Annotated in this window: 20 protein-coding genes; 7 read left to right on the top strand and 13 right to left on the bottom strand. The window is 62.2% G+C overall.

Annotation, left to right across the window (positions count from 1 at the left end; genetic code table 11):
- The first annotated feature begins 115 nt into the window (after positions 1-115).
- Positions 116-2,062 carry a threonine--tRNA ligase gene (gene thrS / locus BVG79_RS02905; protein ID WP_085785560.1) on the top strand — a complete coding sequence of 649 codons (1,947 nt, stop codon included), beginning with the start codon at positions 116-118 and terminating at the stop codon, positions 2,060-2,062.
- Positions 2,063-2,093: 31 nt separating this feature from the next.
- Here the strand turns inward: thrS and BVG79_RS02900 are convergent, their stop codons facing one another.
- A complete protein-coding gene (locus BVG79_RS02900) occupies positions 2,094-2,420 on the bottom strand; it encodes an arsenate reductase family protein (protein ID WP_085785559.1) in 327 nt (108 codons plus the stop codon).
- A gap of 189 nt (positions 2,421-2,609) precedes the next feature.
- Here BVG79_RS02900 and BVG79_RS02895 point away from each other — a divergent pair, with 189 nt between their 5' ends.
- The 3 genes from BVG79_RS02895 to BVG79_RS02885 all read left to right on the top strand — a co-directional run bounded on the left by BVG79_RS02895 (position 2,610) and on the right by BVG79_RS02885 (position 4,339).
- Positions 2,610-2,816, top strand: a complete 207-nt coding sequence (locus BVG79_RS02895; protein WP_085785558.1) for a cold-shock protein — start codon at positions 2,610-2,612, stop codon at positions 2,814-2,816.
- A 108-nt stretch (positions 2,817-2,924) separates the two neighbouring features.
- Positions 2,925-3,788, top strand: a complete 864-nt coding sequence (locus tag BVG79_RS02890; RefSeq protein ID WP_085785557.1) for an S-methyl-5'-thioadenosine phosphorylase — start codon at positions 2,925-2,927, stop codon at positions 3,786-3,788.
- Between the two features lie 20 nt (positions 3,789-3,808).
- Positions 3,809-4,339, top strand: a complete 531-nt coding sequence (locus tag BVG79_RS02885) for an adenine phosphoribosyltransferase (RefSeq protein ID WP_085787209.1) — start codon at positions 3,809-3,811, stop codon at positions 4,337-4,339.
- On the opposite strand, the gene BVG79_RS02880 is transcribed toward BVG79_RS02885, so the two are convergent.
- The 10 genes from BVG79_RS02880 to coxB form a co-directional block, all read right to left on the bottom strand.
- Entirely contained in the window at positions 4,336-5,751 is a 1,416-nt protein-coding gene (locus BVG79_RS02880; protein ID WP_085785556.1) for an FAD-binding oxidoreductase, read from the bottom strand. The genes BVG79_RS02885 and BVG79_RS02880 overlap by 4 nt on opposite strands.
- Positions 5,741-6,331, bottom strand: coding sequence for a GNAT family N-acetyltransferase (locus BVG79_RS02875; RefSeq protein WP_085785555.1), 591 nt, complete (start codon positions 6,329-6,331; stop codon positions 5,741-5,743). Before BVG79_RS02875 ends, BVG79_RS02880 begins: the two co-directional genes overlap by 11 nt.
- A 1-nt stretch (position 6,332) precedes the next feature.
- The gene (locus BVG79_RS02870; RefSeq protein ID WP_085785554.1) at positions 6,333-7,595 is read right to left on the bottom strand and encodes a M16 family metallopeptidase; all 1,263 of its coding nucleotides are present in this window, start codon (positions 7,593-7,595) and stop codon (positions 6,333-6,335) included.
- Positions 7,592-8,980 carry a threonine synthase gene (gene thrC / locus BVG79_RS02865; RefSeq protein ID WP_085785553.1) on the bottom strand — a complete coding sequence of 463 codons (1,389 nt, stop codon included), beginning with the start codon at positions 8,978-8,980 and terminating at the stop codon, positions 7,592-7,594. The genes BVG79_RS02870 and thrC overlap by 4 nt, the downstream gene beginning before the upstream one ends.
- Before the next feature lies 1 nt (position 8,981).
- Positions 8,982-9,659: an SURF1 family protein gene (locus tag BVG79_RS02860; RefSeq protein WP_085785552.1), complete on the bottom strand. Its 678-nt coding sequence runs from the start codon at positions 9,657-9,659 to the stop codon at positions 8,982-8,984.
- Between the two features lie 94 nt (positions 9,660-9,753).
- Complete coding sequence (locus tag BVG79_RS02855) at positions 9,754-10,623, bottom strand: cytochrome c oxidase subunit 3 (RefSeq protein WP_085785551.1); 870 nt, start codon at positions 10,621-10,623, stop codon at positions 9,754-9,756.
- Between the two features lie 25 nt (positions 10,624-10,648).
- Positions 10,649-11,269, bottom strand: coding sequence for a cytochrome c oxidase assembly protein (locus BVG79_RS02850; protein ID WP_085785550.1), 621 nt, complete (start codon positions 11,267-11,269; stop codon positions 10,649-10,651).
- On the bottom strand, positions 11,266-11,475 hold the full coding sequence (locus BVG79_RS02845) for a hypothetical protein (RefSeq protein ID WP_085785549.1): 210 nt from the start codon (positions 11,473-11,475) through the stop codon (positions 11,266-11,268). The genes BVG79_RS02850 and BVG79_RS02845 overlap by 4 nt, the downstream gene beginning before the upstream one ends.
- Positions 11,475-12,440, bottom strand: a complete 966-nt coding sequence (locus BVG79_RS02840; RefSeq protein WP_085785548.1) for a heme o synthase — start codon at positions 12,438-12,440, stop codon at positions 11,475-11,477. The genes BVG79_RS02845 and BVG79_RS02840 overlap by 1 nt, the downstream gene beginning before the upstream one ends.
- Positions 12,441-12,566: 126 nt before the next feature.
- Positions 12,567-13,433: a cytochrome c oxidase subunit II gene (coxB, locus tag BVG79_RS02835; protein ID WP_085785547.1), complete on the bottom strand. Its 867-nt coding sequence runs from the start codon at positions 13,431-13,433 to the stop codon at positions 12,567-12,569.
- 219 nt (positions 13,434-13,652) lie between these two features.
- Here coxB and tldD point away from each other — a divergent pair, with 219 nt between their 5' ends.
- Positions 13,653-15,074, top strand: coding sequence for a metalloprotease TldD (tldD, locus tag BVG79_RS02830; RefSeq protein WP_085787208.1), 1,422 nt, complete (start codon positions 13,653-13,655; stop codon positions 15,072-15,074).
- Here tldD and xseA read toward each other — a convergent pair whose 3' ends face one another.
- Positions 15,075-16,418 carry an exodeoxyribonuclease VII large subunit gene (gene xseA / locus BVG79_RS02825; RefSeq protein ID WP_085785546.1) on the bottom strand — a complete coding sequence of 448 codons (1,344 nt, stop codon included), beginning with the start codon at positions 16,416-16,418 and terminating at the stop codon, positions 15,075-15,077. It lies immediately after the preceding gene.
- Between the two features lie 76 nt (positions 16,419-16,494).
- Here xseA and purD point away from each other — a divergent pair, with 76 nt between their 5' ends.
- A complete protein-coding gene (gene purD / locus BVG79_RS02820) occupies positions 16,495-17,748 on the top strand; it encodes a phosphoribosylamine--glycine ligase (RefSeq protein WP_085785545.1) in 1,254 nt (417 codons plus the stop codon).
- Here the strand turns inward: purD and BVG79_RS02815 are convergent.
- Positions 17,745-18,362: a thiamine pyrophosphokinase gene (locus BVG79_RS02815; RefSeq protein WP_236951398.1), complete on the bottom strand. Its 618-nt coding sequence runs from the start codon at positions 18,360-18,362 to the stop codon at positions 17,745-17,747. The two genes, purD and BVG79_RS02815, sit on opposite strands and share 4 nt — an antisense overlap.
- Before the next feature lie 185 nt (positions 18,363-18,547).
- On the opposite strand from BVG79_RS02815, the gene BVG79_RS02810 reads away from it, so the two are divergent.
- Positions 18,548-18,751, top strand: a complete 204-nt coding sequence (locus BVG79_RS02810; RefSeq protein WP_085785543.1) for a hypothetical protein — start codon at positions 18,548-18,550, stop codon at positions 18,749-18,751.
- Positions 18,752-18,759: the final 8 nt, after the last annotated feature.

Genomic DNA, 18,759 nt, shown 5'->3' with positions numbered 1-18,759 from the left:
TTCGCCCCCCAAAGACAAGACTTGACGCCGCCGCGCCACAGGATCACAAAGCCGCCCGTAACATAACCCGCAACCGGGCGTTCTGTGGGCGCCAAACCGACGAGGAGCTAGGCTAATGGCCAAGATTTCCCTGACATTCCCCGATGGCAACAGCCGTGAATATGACGCAGGCGTCACGCCTGCCGAAGTTGCGGCCAGCATCTCGACCTCGCTGGCGAAAAAGGCCGTCTCGGCCTATGTCGACGGCAAGCATTGGGATCTGCAATGGCCGATCACGGCCGATGCGACGATCGCCCTCAATACCCTGAAGGACGAAGCTCCCGCGCTGGAACTGGTGCGCCACGATCTGGCCCACATCATGGCCCGCGCCGTGCAAGAGCTGTGGCCCGACACGCAAGTGACCATCGGTCCCGTCATCGAAAACGGCTGGTACTACGACTTTGACCGCGCCGAGCCGTTCACCCCCGACGATCTGGGGCTGATCGAAAAGAAGATGAAAGAGATCATCAACGCCCGTGATCCGGTGAAAACCGAGGTCTGGGATCGCGCGCGCGCCATCGCCTATTACCAAGACCGCGGCGAGCCCTATAAGGTCGAGCTGATCGAAGCCATTCCGGGGAACGAGCCGCTGCGGATGTACTGGCACGGCTATTGGCAAGACCTGTGCCGCGGCCCGCACCTGCAAAACACCGGCCAAGTTCCCGCCGACGGGTTCAAGCTGATGTCGATTGCCGGCGCTTACTGGCGCGGCGATTCGAACCGTGCGCAGTTGCAGCGCATCTACGGCGCGGCCTTCTTGAACCGCGAGGATTTGAAGGCTTACCTGCACCGGCTGGAGGAAGCCGCCAAGCGCGACCACCGCAAGCTGGGCAAGGAGATGGACCTGTTCCACATGCAAGAGGAGGCCCCCGGCCAAGTCTTCTGGCACCCGAACGGATGGACGATCTACACTGCACTGCAAGACTACATGCGCCGCCGCCAGCGCAAAGACGGCTATGTCGAAGTGAACACCCCGCAAGTCGTCAACCGCCTGCTGTGGGAAAAGTCGGGCCACTGGGAAAACTACCGCGAGAATATGTTCATCGTGGAAGTGGACGAGGAAGGCGCCAAGGAAAAAGTCGTCAACGCGCTGAAGCCGATGAACTGCCCGTGCCACGTGCAGATCTTTAACCACGGCCTGCGATCCTACCGAGAACTGCCGCTGCGGATGGCCGAATTCGGGTCTTGCGCGCGGTACGAACCCTCGGGGGCGCTGCACGGCATCATGCGCGTGCGCGGGTTTACGCAAGACGATGGCCACATCTTCTGCATGGAAGACCAGATCGAATCCGAGACCAAGAAATTCATCGAATTTCTGGCCAGCGTCTATGCGGATCTGGGCTTTGACAGCTGGCGCGTAAAGCTGTCGACCCGCCCCGAAAAGCGGATCGGCTCCGAGGAAAGCTGGGATCACGCCGAACAAAGCTTGGGCAACGCCTGCCGCAAAGCCGGTTACGATTTCGAGGTGCAGGAAGGCGAAGGCGCCTTCTATGGCCCCAAGCTGGAATTCGTGCTGACCGACGCCATCGGCCGTGACTGGCAGTGCGGCACGTTGCAAGTCGACCCCAACCTGCCCGAGCGTCTGGACGCCAACTACATCGGCCAAGACGGCGCGAAGCACCGCCCGATCATGCTGCACCGTGCCTGCCTCGGCTCGTTCGAGCGGTTCGTGGGTATCCTGATCGAAAACTTCGCGGGTAAGCTGCCGTTCTGGCTGGCCCCGCGCCAAGTCGTTGTCGCCTCGATCGTATCGGACGCTGATGATTACGTGGCCGAAGTTGTCGCCAAATTGGCCGAGGCCGGCGTGCGCGCCGAAGCCGACACCCGCAACGAGAAGATCAACTACAAAGTGCGCGAGCACAGCTTGGGCAAAGTGCCGTTGATCTTGGCCATCGGTGCCCGCGAGGTCGAGGAGCGGACCGTAACCGTACGCCGTCTGGGCGAGACGCAGACCGCCACAATGACGCTGGACGAGATCATCGCAGAAACCGAAGCAGCGGCCCTGCCGCCGGATCTGCGCTAAAGCAAAAAAGGGGGGCTTCGGCCCCCCTTTTTCATTTCAGGACTGCCGCCTGAACGTCCGGCTTCCAGCCCAGATACCATTGACCATCTTTGAAAATCGCGGGGCGCTTCATCAGTGTGGGGTGGTCGCGCAGCAGTTCGGCAGCCGGGCGGGCGCGCTCGGCCTCGCTCAGGCCGCGCCATGTGGTCGAGGCGCGGTTAATCGCCTTGTCGCCATGCGCGGCCACAATGGCGGCGATGTCATCGTCGCGCAGGCCATCTTTGCGCACGTCCGTGACCTCTAGTGTGATTCCCGCGCCTTCCAGCGCCACCCGCGCTTTGCGTGCGGTATCGCATGTCGACAAACCGATGAATTTCATTACTGCCCTCTCGTTGTGCAAATCGCGGACCTGCGCGCTATTTCGTGCTGTCGCGCGCGGTTCATGTTTGATTTTTTCGCTGAAAGCCCAAAGCTGGACAAGTCACGGCTGGCAGCTTTCCGCCGAAATCTGCGCCATCAGCCACAGTAAGGCCGCATAAGCGGGTTCGAATGTAAGGGGAGAGACGCGATGCCCAATGGCACCGTTAAATGGTTCAACGCCACCAAAGGCTACGGTTTTATCGCCCCCGACGGCGGCGGCAAAGATATTTTCGTGCATATCTCGGCAGTCGAGCAAGCAGGTTTGACCGGTTTGAGCGACGATCAGAAAGTAACATTTGACCTGATCGAAGGGCGCGACGGGCGCGAAATGGCAGGGAACCTGAAGGCGGACTGAAACACCACGACGCCACGGCGCAAACAGCTATTGTACAAAGTGCTCACGTGCGCTTGCATCACGACTGTCGCGGGGACATTCTGCGGCAGACACAGCAAGGCGGAATAGATGCAGCGCACTCTGGGAATTATCGGCGGCTCGGGTCTTTATGACATCGCGGGCCTAACAGGGGCGCGCTGGGAACAGGTCGAAACGCCATGGGGCGCCCCGTCAGATGCGCTGCTGACGGGCCATATCGGCGAAACCCGCATTGTTTTCTTGCCCCGCCACGGTCGCGGCCACGTCCACAGCCCCAGTGCTATCCCCTATCGCGCCAATATCGACGCGCTAAAGCGGCTGGGCGTGACGGATGTAGTTTCGATTTCCGCCGTCGGGTCGTTCCGGCAAGCGCTGGCCCCCGGGCACTTCGTGATCGTCGACCAGTTCATCGACCGTACATTTGCGCGGGAAAAGTCGTTCTTCGGCACGGGGTGCGTGGCGCATGTAGGCTTTGGCCACCCCACCTGCACGCGTCTGGGCGATGCTGTTGCGGCCGCTGGCGCGGCAGCCGGCCTGACGCTGCACCGAGGCGGCACCTATCTGGCGATGGAGGGGCCGCAGTTTTCCACCCACGCCGAAAGCCTGCTGTACAAAAACTGGGGCTGTAGCGTCGTCGGCATGACTGCCATGCCCGAGGCAAAGTTGGCCCGCGAGGCCGAAATGTGCTACGCTACCGTCGCGATGGTGACCGATTATGACAGCTGGCATCCCGACCACGACAGCGTGGATGTCGCCGCCGTTATCGCCACCCTCGGCGCGAATTCTGCGGGGGGAAAGGCACTGGTTGGCGCGCTGCCTGCGGCGCTTGGCCCTGCGGGCTCCTGCCCTTGCGGCTGCGACCGCGCGCTGGACAACGCCATCATGACCGCCCCCGATAAACGCGACCCTGCACTGCTGGCCAAACTGGACGCAGTCGCAGGCCGCATCTTGTGACTAGACCAAAGGTGACCCTGTTGAAAACGGTTCAAGACTACATCCGCACCATCCCCGACTTCCCGCACGCAGGCATTTTGTTCCGCGATGTGACGACCCTGTTCGGCGACCCGCGCGGGTTTCGCATGGCCGTCGACCAGATGCTGCACCCGTTCACGGGGCAGCGCATCGACAAAGTCGCGGGGCTAGAGGCGCGCGGGTTCATCTTGGGCGGGGCGGTAGCGCACCAACTGGGCGTCGGGTTCGTGCCCATCCGCAAAAAAGGCAAGCTGCCGTGGAAAACGATCGAGCAGGACTATGCGCTGGAATATGGCACCGCCACTGTTGAAGTCCACGAAGACGCCATCGCCCCCGGCGAGCGTGTGCTGCTGATCGACGACCTGATCGCCACCGGAGGCACCGCCGAGGCCGGCATTAAGCTGATCCAGCGCCTGCAAGGCGAGGTTGTCGCCTGTTCCTTCGTGATCGACCTGCCCGATCTGGGCGGGCGCAAGCTATTGGAAAATATGGGCATGACGGTGCATGCCCTGTGCACTTTTGACGGCCACTAACGCAGCATCGCACCCGGGTTCATGATGCCGTTCGGGTCAAGCACCGCCTTGATCCGGCGCATCATGTTCAGTCGAACCGGGTCGGAATAACGCTCCACATCGCCAACCTTCAAGCGGCCAACGCCGTGTTCGGCGCTAAACGATCCGCCCATTTCAACGGCCAGATCATGCACGATGCGGGAAATCTGGCTACGGATCCCCTCGTAGATCGCGCGGTTTTCGCCCGCCCGCGGGAAGGCGTTGTAGTGCAAGTTGCCGTCGCCAAGATGCCCGAAACAGTTGATCCGTAGCGGGGCGACGTCATGGATGCGCCGCGCGGCTTCGGGGATGAAATCCGGAATGCGCGACAGCGGCAGCGAAATGTCGTGCGAGGCGACCGACCCGATCAGGCGATTCCCCTCGGGGATCGTCTCGCGGATCGTCCACAGCCGCTCGGCCTCGGCCAAAGTGGTGGCGATCAGACCGTCGTACACCAACCCGCGTTCGCTGGCGGCGGTAAAGATGTGTTCCAGCACCGCTTCGACGTCCGCCCCCGCGGGCAAACCAATACGCAGCAGAACCTGCCAATCGGGCAAGGGCTGCAAGGGTGAGGCTTGCAGAAGGCCAGTCTCCATTAGGAATTCGAAACCGACGCGCGACATGAGTTCGAACCCCGAAACACCCTCGCCCACGATATCGCGCGACAGCGACAGCAGCGATAGCGCAGCAGCAGGACTTTCGACAGCCAGCAGCGCCGTGGCCTCGACGGCGGGAATCGTGGCCAGCTTCAGCGCGGCGCCGGTGATCACGCCCAGCGTGCCTTCGGCCCCGATGAATATATCGCGCAGGTCGTAGCCGGTATTATCTTTGTGCAAGCGCGTCAGCCCGTGCCAGATCTCGCCCTCGGGGGTGACGACCTCCAATCCCAGGCATTGCGCGCGCGCCGTGCCATAGCGCAGCACGTTCAGGCCGCCCGCATTGGTGGACAGCAACCCGCCGATGCGCGCCGTCCCCTCGGACCCCAGCGACAGGGCGAACATCTTGCCCGCATCGCGCGCGGCTTGTTGCAGATCGGCCAGAACGGCACCTGCATCTGCAATCATCACGCCTTCTTCGGGGTAGATTTCCCGCACTTTCGTCATACGCGACAGCGACAGGATCACGGGAATGCGGCCCTCGGTCAGCACCTGCGCGCCGACCAGCCCCGTGCCCCCGCCGTGCGGCACGATCCCGACACGCGCGTCGTAGCATGCCTTGACCAGCGCTGCGACCTGTTCGGTCGTGTCCGGCGCAACCACCACGCCTTTGCCCTTATAGCGCCCGCGCGGCTCGGTTAGAAAGGTGTCGCTCGCCTCCAAAAACGCGGCTGCGGGCAGGATATCCCGCAGGCCGGTGATGAAAGATTCGTCCGCGTCGTTCAGTTCAACCGACATCTGTTTTCCCCCGCCTGTCGCTGCGCAGATTCGCATAGAGGACGTGGTTGCGCCAACGCCCGCTGATCTGCAGATAGCTTTGGGCCACGCCCTCGTATTTATAACCGCATGTTTCCAGCAGCCGCCGCGACGGTGTGTTTTCGGGCAAACAGCCCGCCTCGATCCGCGACAGATCCATCGTATTGAAGGCGTAGGCGACGATGCCGTTCAACGCCTCGCGCATGTAGCCGTGGCGCGCGTAGGGCGCGCCCATCCAGTAGCCCGTCGTCGCCGTTTGCGCAGGCCCCCGCCGGATATTGTCCAACGTCACACCGCCCAGCAACACCCCGTCGGCCTTGCGAAACAGCATGACAGGGATCGCCTGTTCCTGTTTGATCGCCCGCCGAGACCAGTAGACGCGATTGGTGAAGGCCCGTAGGGTCAGGTGGTCATGGGCCCAGGATGGCTCCCACGGTTGTAGGAAGTCGATAGACGCACGGCGCAGGTCGCGCCACGCGATGAAATCGTCCTGCTCCGGCGGGCGCAAGATCAGACGCTCGGTCTCGATTTGCACCAAGGGTGAGCGCCGGAACAGGATCATGTCACGCCGCCAGTTGCGCCTTCAGCGCCGCCAGATCGGGCGCTGCATCCGCGGGTCCATACAGTGCCAGCGACATGCGCGCGTCCGCCATGTTGGCAGCAAAGCCGCGCAACTGCGGCAGGGTCACTGCGTCGATTTTGGCGACGGCTTCCGACAGATCGGGCACGCGGCCCCACAGCGCCAGCATACGTGCCAAACGCTCGGCCCTGTTCGACGAGCTTTCTTGCCCCATCAACAGGCCAGCTTTCATCTGGGCTCGTGCTCGGTCCAGCTCGGCCTGCGACAGATCACTGGCCGCACGGCCCAGCTCGACCATGGTCAGGCGGGAAAGATCGGCGATCTGCTCGGCCGAGGTGCCGGCGTAAATCGTGGTGGCGCCGGTATCTTCCGATGCGCCGGTCTGCGCGAAGATCGTGTAGCACAACCCGCGCTTTTCACGGATCTCCTGAAACAGCCGCGAGGACATACCGCCACCCAGCGCGCTGGACCACAGTTGCGCGGTGTAGATGTCGCTGTCGCGCACGCCCGGCCCTTCGATGGCGAGGGCGAAGTGCACTTGTTCCAGCGCGCGAATCTCGCGCCGCTCGCCAATGGTAAAGCGCGCGGGTTCAATCCCCGACAGGCTGCCGCGTTTGGTCATGTGCCCGAACAGCGTTTCGGCCTGCCGCACGATCTGGTCGTGATCGACGCCGCCCGCCGCGCAGAGGATCATCTGGTCGGGCGTGTAATGCGCGTTCACAAAGCGGCGCAGGTCGTCTTGCTGGAAGCTGGACACGCGTTCGGCTGGGCCCAGAATGCTACGGCCAATGGCCTGATCCTGATAGCAAACCTCTTGCAGCCAGTCGAAAATGATATCGTCCGGCGTATCAAACGCCTGCCCGATTTCCTGCAAGATCACGCCGCGCTCGACCTCGATCTCGTTCAGGTCGAAGGTCGGGTTCAGCAAAATGTCGGAAACGATATCCATCGCCAAGGGCACGTCGCCCGACAGGACGCGGGCGTAATAGGCCGTCGTCTCGCGCGAGGTGTAGGCGTTGATATAGCCGCCCACGTCCTCGATCGCCTCGGCGATTTGCAGCGCGCTGCGGGTTTTCGTGCCCTTGAACGCCATGTGTTCCAAGAAGTGCGCGATGCCATTTTCGGCTTCAGCCTCGTGACGGCCGCCTGCATTTACCCAAATGCCGATGGTCGCCGATTGCAGTCCGGGCATCACCTCGGTTGCGATGCGAAAGCCGTTGGACAGGGTATGAATCTGAACGGTCAAGGGTTCAGTTGCTCCTTGATAAAGGTTTCCAGCGCCGCAAGATCGTTGGGCAAGCGGGTCTGGCGTTCGGGACGGTCGAACAGGTCGGCCAAATGGGGCGGCAGCGCGGGGCGGATGCCGGTGGCGCGTTCGACAGCGTCGGGGAATTTGGCGGGATGCGCGGTGGCCAGTGTGATCATCGGCACGCCAGAGAGATAGTCACGCGCAACCTTCACTGCAACGGCGGTATGCGGGCAAATCAGCTCGCCAGTCTCGGCCAGTGTGCGCGCAATTTCGGCCAGTGTCTCGTCTTCGGACGCGCGGCCCGAGGCGAAACCGTCGCGCAAAAACGCCAGCGCGCCCTGCCCGACGGTGAAGCCGCCATCAAGCTGCAACGCCTGCATCTGATCGGTCACAACCTTCGGGTCGCGGCCATAGGCATCGTAAAGCAGCCGTTCGAAGTTCGACGACACCTGAATATCCATCGACGGGCTGATCGACGGTGCCACGCCGTTCTTCATATGCGCGCCTGTTTGCAGGGTGCGGTGCAGAATGTCGTTCTGGTTGGTCGCGATGACCAACTTCTCAATCGGCAAGCCCATTTTGCGCGCAATGTAACCGGCAAAAATATCGCCGAAATTGCCGGTCGGCACGGTAAAGCTGACGGGCCGCAGGGGGCCGCCAAGGCTGACGGCGGCGGTGAAGTAATAAACGACTTGCGACAGCACCCGCGCCCAGTTGATAGAGTTGACCCCCGCCAGACTGACAGCGTCGCGGAATTCGAAATCGTTGAACATATCCTTCAGGCGCGCTTGGCAATCGTCGAAATCGCCGTCCAGCGCGATGGCGCGCACGTTGCTTTCTGCGGGCGTCGTCATCTGGCGGCGCTGCACTTCCGACACGCGACCGTGCGGGAATAGGATGAAGACATCGACGTTCGCCAAACCGCGAAACGCCTCGATCGCAGCAGAACCAGTATCGCCCGATGTCGCGCCGACAATCGTGATCCGCTGACCCGAACGGGCCAAGGCGGCCTGCATCAGCTGGCCGATTACCTGCATGGCGAAATCTTTGAACGCCAGTGTCGGGCCGTGGAACAGTTCCAGCAAGAAGTGGTTCGGTGCCAATTGGGAAAGCGGGGCGCGCGCGACGTGGTTGAAGTTAGCGTAGGCAGCTTCGATCAGCGCGCGCAGCTCATCAGGTGCGAAGCTATCGCCGACGAATGGCGTCAGCACGCGCAGGGCGACTTCCTCGTAGCTGAGGCCCGCGAAGTCTGCAATTTCATCCGCTGTGAAGGTCGGAACGGTTTCGGGGATATAGAGCCCGCCGTCGCGGGCAAGGCCGGTCATCATCGCCTGTTCGAAAGTCAGAACAGGTGCCGCCCCGCGGGTCGAGATGTAGCGCATATCAGTCCTTCTTCACAGTATGTACGCCGCGCCAGATGAAACCACCTGTCATGACGACCCAGATAATCGCCAGCGTGAACCAAGTCATAGCATAGCCGAAGTGGTTGTTTGCAATACCTTCGACAGTAATCGGCGCGGGAATCGGCGGCAGTGCGGGCGATACGCTGCGGGCGATCACCAGAACGGGCTCGGTTTTCAGTGCCTCGGCCATCGCGGGCACATCGCGCGCGTACCACACATCCCCTTCGGGCGCGGGGGTGAAGCCGTCAACCTCGACCGGCCAGTGCACATTACCTGTCACGGTGACTTCATCGGCCACGTAGGGCGCGGTTTTCCTATCCTGCGGAACGAATCCCAGATCGACCATGATACGACGTTGGTCATCGGTCACCATCACCGCGATGATGCGATAGCCCGCGCCATCCAGCGGTGCGAAAACGAAAAGCTGCTGGCCGGGCAGTTCCCCCTCGACATGGACAGACAGCCGCGTGTCTGTGCTGGGGTCGGGATTTTCGGGCAGCGCCACGGGGGGGGCTGCGATGCGCGCGCCGATTTCGTCAAGGATCGCCTCTTTCCAAATCAAGCGCTCCATCTGCCAAACGCCAAGGCCGATCAGGATCGAAAAACCGCCAAGCCCGAAGATCAGCGAGAACCAAAACTTGCGCGAGAACGAGCCCACATGCCACCCCGTTTCATGAGAAAACGCGCAGGCCAGAGCCCGCGCGTTCGCCTTAACCTAAAGCTGAAGCTGCGCCAAGGGCGCAGCTAAAGGATCAGTGTGCGCTACCGCCAGCACCCCAGATGTAGACGGCGACGAACAGGAACAGCCAGACGACGTCAACGAAGTGCCAGTACCAAGCGGCCATTTCGAACCCGAGGTGTTGCTTGGGCGTGAAAGCGCCGCGCAGCAGGCGGATCAAGCAGACCAACAGGAAGATCGAGCCGATCAGGACGTGCGCGCCGTGCAGGCCGGTCGCCATGAAGAAGACGGCGCCGTAAACGTTGCCCGAGAAGCTGAATTCACCGCCGTGGACGATTTCATAGTATTCATAGGCTTGGCACATCGTGAAGATCCAGCCGAGGCCGATCGCGACAGCCAGACCAATGGCGGCCTTGCGACGCTCGTTATGCACGATGGCGTGGTGTGCCCATGTACAGAACGCGCCCGAGGTGACCAGCAGGATCGTGTTGACCAGCGGCAGGTGCCACGGGTTCAGCGTGCTGACGCCTTCGGGCGGCCAAACGCCGTAGTTCAGCGGGAAGCTGCCGTCAGCCGCCATCGGGTGCAGCGCGTATTTGAAGAATGCCCAGAAAAACGCACCGAAAACCATCACTTCCGAAGTGATGAACAGCATGAACGAATAGCGCACGCCGATACGGACGACCGGGGTATGCTCGCCTGCGTTAGCTTCGCGGCTGATGCTGGCCCACCACGAGTAGAGCGAGAAGATCAGCACGGCAAAGCCGACAAAAGCGACGATCATGAAGGTATGACCAGCACCAGCCGAAAGCGTGGCGTTTGCACGCATGCTTTCAAACCAATGCGCTGCGCTGAACAGCATGGTAAAGAGCGAAACGGCCGTCGCAAGCGGCCAAATCGAGGGGGGAAGAATTTGGTAATCGTGATTTTTGACGCTTGCCATCGGCGGAGTCCCTCGGGATTTTCTTTCAGTTCTGTATGGCGGCAGGAGCGCCGCTTGTCAAAGGTTCACCGCCCTGTGATGCAAGACCAGCTTGCAAGAAATCCGCAGGAACGGCGTTTTCATAGAAAGTGTAGTTCAAGGTAATCGCGTTGACGAACTTCGCCTCGCGGTGATTCACTATTTCGGGGTCGACGTAGAAGCTGACCGGCATCAAAACCGTCTCGCCTGGCTGCAGGACCTGCTGGGTAAAGCAGAAGCATTCAATCTTGTCGAAGAACTCGCCCGCCGAATAGGGGGCGACGTTGTAAGCTGCCTGCCCCGCGACCGGATGGTCCGCAAGGTTCGTCGCCTCGTAGAAAGCAAGGCCTGTCTCGCCGATGCGCATGCGCATTTCGGTTTCGACCGGACGGAAGCGCCACGGCATGTCGTCGGCGACAGCGGCTGTGAAACGCACCAAAATTTCGCGATCCAGCACAACATCGGATTCTTTGTCCGATAGCATCGTCGTTCCGCCGTATCCCGTGACCGAACAGAACCAGTTGTAGAACGGCACTGCCGCCCAAGCCAACGAGCCCATTAGGATGACCACACCACCAGCCGACAAGGCTGTCCGCGTGACGGGGGAAAGATCTTTCAGCTTTTTCACTGCGCACCTCCGGTAATTTGGCCGGGCACGATCTGGGGTCTTGCGACGTGATCGTAGGCCTCAAACTGGCTGATGTCGTCCAGCGTGCTGACCTTTACGATGGTCAACCCGAAGACGATGATGACAAAGGCAAAAAGCACCCCGAACAGGCCGTAGTTCCGACCCTTCCGGCGTTGGTGCAATTCATGTTCTACGCGAATGGCCATCAGAACCACCCTATAACAAAAGCCCAGCTGTCGATACCGAATCCCCGCAGCACCGCCTCGAGGAGGAGGACACCGAAATGGAGGAAAAGATAGCTTAGCGAAAGGCGGAAAAGTTTACGCTCGCCAGCGTAGTTGTCGGCGACCGAGTCGGCCTCGTTCCGTAGCCAGACAGTGCGGGCGGCGAGCACAAAGCGGACGTTCAGCCACAGCGAGACCAGTAGGTATGCGGGGCCACCGATAGACGTGAATGCGACGGCCAAAGCGAACGGCACCAGCAGGATGGCATAGGCCAGAATGTGGTTGCGCGTCGCGCGTTGGCCCCGTGTCGCAGTCATCATCGGCACACGCGCGTTGGCGTAGTCACCCTTGACGAACAGATCGAGCGCCCAGAAGTGCGGCGGCGTCCACATGAAGATCAGCATGAACAGCAGCATGCTTTCCAGTGACACGCCACCCGTCACCACGGCCCAGCCGACCATGGGCGGGAAAGCCCCTGCGGCGCCGCCGATGACGATATTCTGGGGGGTGCGACGTTTGATCCAGATCGAATAGATCACAACGTAGAAGAAAATGGTAAATGCCAGTAGCGCAGCCGCGACCCAGTTAGTCGCCAGATACAGCATCACGACGGCGAACGAGGCAAGCGTCAGCCCAAGACCCAAAGCCTCGCCACGCTGGACGCGGCCTGCGGGGATCGGGCGGTTACGCGTTCGACGCATGATGGCGTCGATGTCGGAATCCCACCACATGTTCAACGCACCGGCAGCACCAGCGCCAACAGCGATGCAAAGAACCGCGACAAAACCGATGAAGGGATGAACCCCGCCCGGGGCCACCACCATGCCCACAAACGCAGTAAAGATCGAGAGCGGCATGACACGCGGCTTGAGCAGAGCGAAGTAATCGCCGAACCCTGCCTCGCCAGTTTTTACGCCGACGTCTGGTTGGATGCTGCTATCAGTCATGGCGCTTCCTCTTGCTTTAGCAGATCGCCACATCCGCTAAAATCCAGAACGGGTCCGGATTTGTAAATTATCCCGGCCATCGCTGGCCGGGATGTGTACAGTGGCAGGCCCGGGTGGGCTACCGGATTAGTAAGCCGGGAATTCGTCAGCAGCTTCTTGCAGCCACTCGTCGTAAACTTCCGGGGTCACAACTTTGACGGTGATCGGCATGTAGGCGTGGTCTTTGCCGCACAGTTCCGAACACTGACCGAAGTAGATGCCTTCCATGCCGGGCTCGACCTCGAACCACGCCAGACCAATACGGCCGGGGATCGCATCTTGCTTCACGCCAAAGGCAGGGATCGTCCACGAGTGGATGACGTCGCCGCCAGTGATTTGCAGCAGGATCTTGCGGCCCGACGGGATGACCATGGCAGTATCGGTCGCCAGCAGGTAGTCGTCTTCGGTGTAGCCGTAGTATTCCAGATCGCTTGCGTCCAGCATGTAGCCGTCGAGCATGATGTTGTCGTTCGGGTAGGTGTAGTTCCAGTACCAGCTACGACCCTCGATGTTGATGACAACGTCACCTTCGGGGAATTCTTGCTGCTTGAACAGAACCGGCAGCGAGAACGCACCGATGAACACCAGGATCACGATCGGAACGATGGTCCAAACGATTTCCAGCGGGGTGTTGTGGGTGAACTGCGAAGCCTTCGGGTTACGCTTTTCATTGAAGCGGAACACAATGATCGCCAGCAGCGCCAGAACGAAAATGCTGATGCCGAAAATGATAACCAGCAGCATGTTATCCAGGAAGTGGATATCATGGGCCAGTTCGGTCGCTGCGGGTTGCAGCGCGATACCGTTGGGAATTGGACGGCCAATCACCGGTAGGTCGGTGGGCAGAACCTCGTCCGACATGTTCTGTGCGAAGGCCGCAGCTGCGGTCAGCGTACCAGCCGCAGCGGTAATGCCGCCCAACCACAGTTTTCCAAAGGTTTTTGCGATATTCATCTCTATCCCTTGTCTCGTGCAAATTGCGCGCCACCGCCCCGGGAAAGGGCCAGCTTTCGCTCATCCTTTTTTTGTGTCTTTCACACAAACCTCGCGATAGGGCAAGCGAAAGCGAGCATCCCTTGACACGCAAAGTGCGAATTCGTCCCGCCATCCCTGTTTTTCTACGGCGGCAGGCTTTATCTGATCGGGGTGCGACAATCAGAACAAGGCATGACGATGAACAATACCACTTTCCGCCCTTTTGATGAGTCGCTCGACCGCGATGTTGCGCTAGCGCAGCTGCGTGACGCTGTTGCGGGGGCCGATGATGGCGAGTTGTTTCTGGAACGGCGCCATTCCGAGGCGCTGGCGATTGATGACGGCACCCTGAAAACAGCAAGTTACGACGCGGGCGAAGGTTTTGGTCTGCGCGCCGTGCGCGGCGAGACCACGGGCTATTCCCACTCGACCGAGATTTCCGAAGCCGCGGTAAAACGCGCTGTCGCGACCGCACGCCTGGCTGTTGGCGCAGGCGGCGGCACTTTGGCCGAGGCCCCTGCCCACACCAACCGGCTGCTTTATACCGACGCCGACCCGCTGGAATCGGCGACCTTCCCCGCGAAGGTGGAAATGCTGCGGCAGATCGACGCTTTCGCCCGCGCGCTCGACCCGCGCGTCGTGCAAGTCTCGGCCAGCGTTTCGGCGGGCCTGCAACAGGTTGTCATCCTGCGCCCCGAAGGCGGCGAATACACCGACTTCCGCCCCCTCTCGCGGATGAACATCTCGATCACCATCGAACGGGATGGGCGGCGCGAAACCGGCAGCACCGGCGCAGGCGGCCGCTTTGGCCTCGACGGGCTGATGGAGCCGGCCCACTGGCAAAACGCCGCCCGCGAGGCGCTGCGGATCGCGACGGTGAATCTGGACGCCGTCCCTGCCCCTGCCGGGGTGATGGATGTGGTTCTGGGGCCGGGCTGGCCCGGCATCTTGCTGCACGAGGCCATTGGCCACGGGCTGGAGGGCGACTTTAACCGCAAGGGCGCCTCGGCCTTCGCAGGGCTGATGGGGCAGCGCATCGCTGCCCCAGGCGTGACGGTGCTGGATGACGGCACGATTCCCGACCGGCGCGGGTCGATCACCTTTGATGACGAAGGCACGCCTTCGGGGAAAAACGTGCTGATCGAAGACGGTATTCTGGTCGGTTACATGCAAGATCGTCAAAACGCGCGTCTGATGGGCGTAAAGCCCACCGGTAACGGGCGGCGCGAAAGCTTTGCCCACACGCCCATGCCCCGCATGACCAACACCTATATGCTGGCCGGAAACGCGGATCCGGCCTCGCTTGTGGCTGAACTGAAAGACGGCATCTACGCCGTCGGGTTTGGCGGCGGGCAAGTCGACATTACCAGCGGCAAATTCGTCTTCTCGTGTACCGAGGCCTACCGTGTCCGCAATGGCGTTATCGGCGAGCCTGTGAAAGGCGCAACGCTGATCGGCGATGGTGCAACGGCCCTGCAGCACATTCGCGGCATCGGCAACGACCTGCAGCTAGACCCCGGCATCGGCAACTGCGGCAAAGAGGGCCAATGGGTGCCTGTGGGCGTCGGCCAGCCCAGCCTGTTGATTGGCGGGCTGACCGTGGGGGGCGCTGGCAAATAATCAGCGCAGCGTGACGCGGCCATCGGCGAGTTCGACCTCGACCGTCTTGGCCGCTTCCAATGCCTTGGTGCTGGTCGCGACGTGGCCGTCGGCCCGCACCACGGCAAAGCCGCGCTTCAACGTGGCCTCATACCCCAAAGTTTCGCGTAGGCGGTCGAGGTTTTCGACCGCCTGTTGTTTTTGCGCCAGCAAGCGGGCAGCAGCCGCAGTCGCGCGAGTATCCAGCGTCGCGATGGTGCGGGAATCACTGTTGATGCGCGCGCGCAGCACGCTGGGGGTCAGCGCCATGCCGCGCAGCTTGGCGGCCCGCGCCTCGACACCGTTCTGCAACGCGGCATCCAGTCGCTGCGAGACAAAATCAAGGCGTTGGGCCTGCGCGGCGACAATCGCATCGGGGCGCGGTAAGGCGCGCGACAGGTCGGTCAGGCGCTGGCCGCGCCGCGTCATCGCCAGCGTGATCGCGCGGGCTTGCCGCGCCTCAAGGCTTTGCAACTGGCTCAACAAATCCATTCGCACCGGCACAGCCATTTCGGCAGCGGCGGTCGGGGTCGGCGCGCGGCGGTCGGCGGCGTAATCGATCAGCGTCGTGTCGGTTTCATGCCCCACAGCGGAAATCAGCGGGATCTGCGAGGCCGCCGCCGCGCGGACGACAACCTCTTCGTTGAACGCCCACAGATCTTCGACCGAACCGCCACCACGTGCGACGATCAGCAAATCGGGGCGGGGCATCGCGCCGCCCGGTGTCCATGTGTTGAAACCCGCAATCGCCCGCGCCACCTCGCCTGCGGCAGCTTGGCCCTGCACTGCGACTGGCCAGACGATGACCTTGCGCGGAAAACGGTCGCGCAAGCGGTGCAAAATATCGCGGATCACCGCCCCCGATGGCGATGTGACCACGCCGATCACCTCGGGCAGGAAGGGAATCGGTTTTTTGCGGGCGGGGTCGAACAGGCCTTCCTCGCCCAGCTGCGCCTTCAGCTTCTCTAGCCGGGCCATCAGGGCACCGGCACCGGCGGGGGCGATGTCTTCGATGATCATCTGGTATTTCGACTGCCCGGGGAAAGTTGTCAGGCGGCCGGTGGCGATGACTTCCAACCCCTCCTCGGGGCGGGCCGACAGGCGCGAGGCCTGTCCTTTCCAGACAACGGCGGCCAGAACCGACTTGTCGTCCTTCAGGTCCAGATAGATGTGGCCCGACGCAGGGCGCGAGATTCGCCCCAACTCGCCCCGCACCCGCACGTGCGAAAATTCGCCCTCGACCATGCGCTTTACCGCGCCCGACAGCTCCGAGACGCTGAATTCAGGCGCGTTTCCTTGGGGTGTGTCATCCTCGAACAGATCCATCGCGCGTCCTTTGTCGTCTTGCCTCGGTGTCGGGGCGACTTTAAGACCCCAAGGCAGGCAGGCAAAGGGGGCTGACGTGAAGATTCTTATCCTCGGGTCGGGCGGGCGCGAACATGCGCTGGCTTGGGCGGTCAAACAAAACGCGGCATGCAGCGGGCTGATCGTCGCCCCCGGCAACGCAGGCATCGCGCAAGACACCGAATGCCAGCCCGTCGATCCGCTGAACCCCACCGCCGTTGTGGCGCTGGCGCAGGCTAACGCGGTCGACTTCGTCATCATCGGCCCCGAGGCCCCGCTGGCCGCCGGCGTGTCCGATGCGCTGCGCGCTGCGGGCATTTTGACCTTCGGCCCCAGCCAAGCTGCGGCGATGCTCGAGGCCTCCAAGGGGTTCACCAAGGAAGTCTGCGACGCCGCAGGCGCCCCGACCGCCGCATGGGCGCGGTTTGATACCGCCGCCGAGGCGCATGCCCATGTCGACCGCGAGGGCGCGCCGATTGTCATCAAGGCCGACGGTTTGGCCGCAGGCAAGGGCGTTACCGTCGCTATGACGGCGACCGAGGCGCATGAGGCCATCGAATCCCTGTTCGCGGAAAACGGGGCCGAGGTCGTCATCGAAGAATTCATGGACGGCGAAGAAGCCAGCTTCTTCGTTCTGTTCGATGGCCACACTGCCCTGCCCGTAGGTTCGGCCCAAGACCACAAGCGGGTGTTTGACGGCGACAAAGGCCCGAACACCGGCGGTATGGGCGCCTATTCGCCCGCCCCCGTCTTCACCCCCGCAATCGAACGACAGGTGATGGACGAGATCATCCGCCCGACGATGGCGGAAATGGCGCGTCGCGGCGCCCCCTTTCAAGGGGTGCTTTTTGCGGGGCTGATGATCAAAGACGGGCGCGCCCGTTTGGTGGAATACAACGTCCGCTTCGGCGACCCCGAATGTCAGGCGCTGATGATGCGCCTTGGGCCGCAGATTCTGGATGCCTTGCTGGCCTGCGCCACAGGGCAGTTGCAGAACGTGCAGCTAAGTTGGGCGGACGACCACGCGATCAGCGTTGTCATGGCCGCGCAGGGCTACCCCGGGGATTATGTGAAAGGCACCGCGATTCGCGGGCTTGCGACCCTGCCCGACGACCCCGACCACAAGGTCTTTCATGCGGGCACCACGCTGGGGGCCGATGGCGGTATTCTGGCCAACGGGGGCCGTGTTTTGGCCGCAACCGCGCGCGGCAGCAGCCTGAAAGTTGCGCAAATCGCGGCTTATCACATGATCGACGCTATCGATTGGCCCGAGGGATTCTGCCGCCGCGACATCGGCTGGCGCGCGCTTTAGCGAAGCGCGCGGACAGCGGCGGGCAAGCAAGACAGCGGCAGGATGACCAACATCCCGGCCCGCGCGGGGCGCAGCGTAATGCGCCCCCCCGCCGCGCTGTTCGACACCCCCGTGCGACCCAGCGAATCGAATACCAGCCCCGCCGTGGGCCACACCAGCCCCGTGCTATCGCACCCCATCACGGCCAGCGGAAACAGCGAAACCGGCGTGCCTGCCGGCAGATCAAAATCCAGCGTCGGCGGGCAGTGGAAGATGATGCTTTCATCCGTCAGAACGATGCAGCGCTGCGCAGGATTTCCGCCCAGTGCCCCGAGCACCGCCAGCGTGTGATCGGCGCGCCCGCCCCAAAAACCGACCGCCAGCCGCAAGGGGGCCTCGGTCCAGCGCAGGGCTTTCTCGAAATCGGTGGTGATCTGTTCCTCGATCCGGTGCAGGCGGCCCGTAAAACGCGCCGCAGCGTTATCACTCAGCGAATCAAGGTCGCCCACGACCGCGTCGGGGGTCAGACCCATTCGCAAACAGGCATCGGCACCGCCATCAACCGCGACAAGCGCAGCCGTAAAATCGCGCGCGGCCTGCACCACGCTGGCCGCGCACGGCACGGGGCCGACCAACAGTAGCGGATTGTCGAAAGGAATAGGTTTCAGTCTGCGCCCCTTCTAAGCTAACGTATTGCCGAACCCTGCGATTGGCCGGATTGTGACAACCCGCGCCGCGAAAGGAAATCTGCAAACCGCCTTGGATCACCCGGCACCTTCAATGATAAGGCGGCGCAGGCGCGCGAGGAACAGAGGACAGTATGACCACACGCCAGATCGTGACTATCGCTTATGGGGATCTGACCGTATCTGTCGAGGGCTACGACGCCCCCGAAACCATCGTCGCGGCGGTCATCACGTCGTTGAAGGCGGGCACCCGCCCCGATGACGGGCCATTGATGCCGCTGCGCCTGTCCCCCGAACAGCGCGTCGACGCAACTGCGCAGGCGGACAAGGCCGAGTAACCCCGGCC

It is taken from the genome of Ketogulonicigenium robustum (assembly GCF_002117445.1).
In the GTDB taxonomy this organism is placed as follows: Bacteria; Pseudomonadota; Alphaproteobacteria; order Rhodobacterales; family Rhodobacteraceae; genus Ketogulonicigenium; species Ketogulonicigenium robustum.
This window is presented reverse-complemented; position numbering and strand designations above follow the sequence as displayed.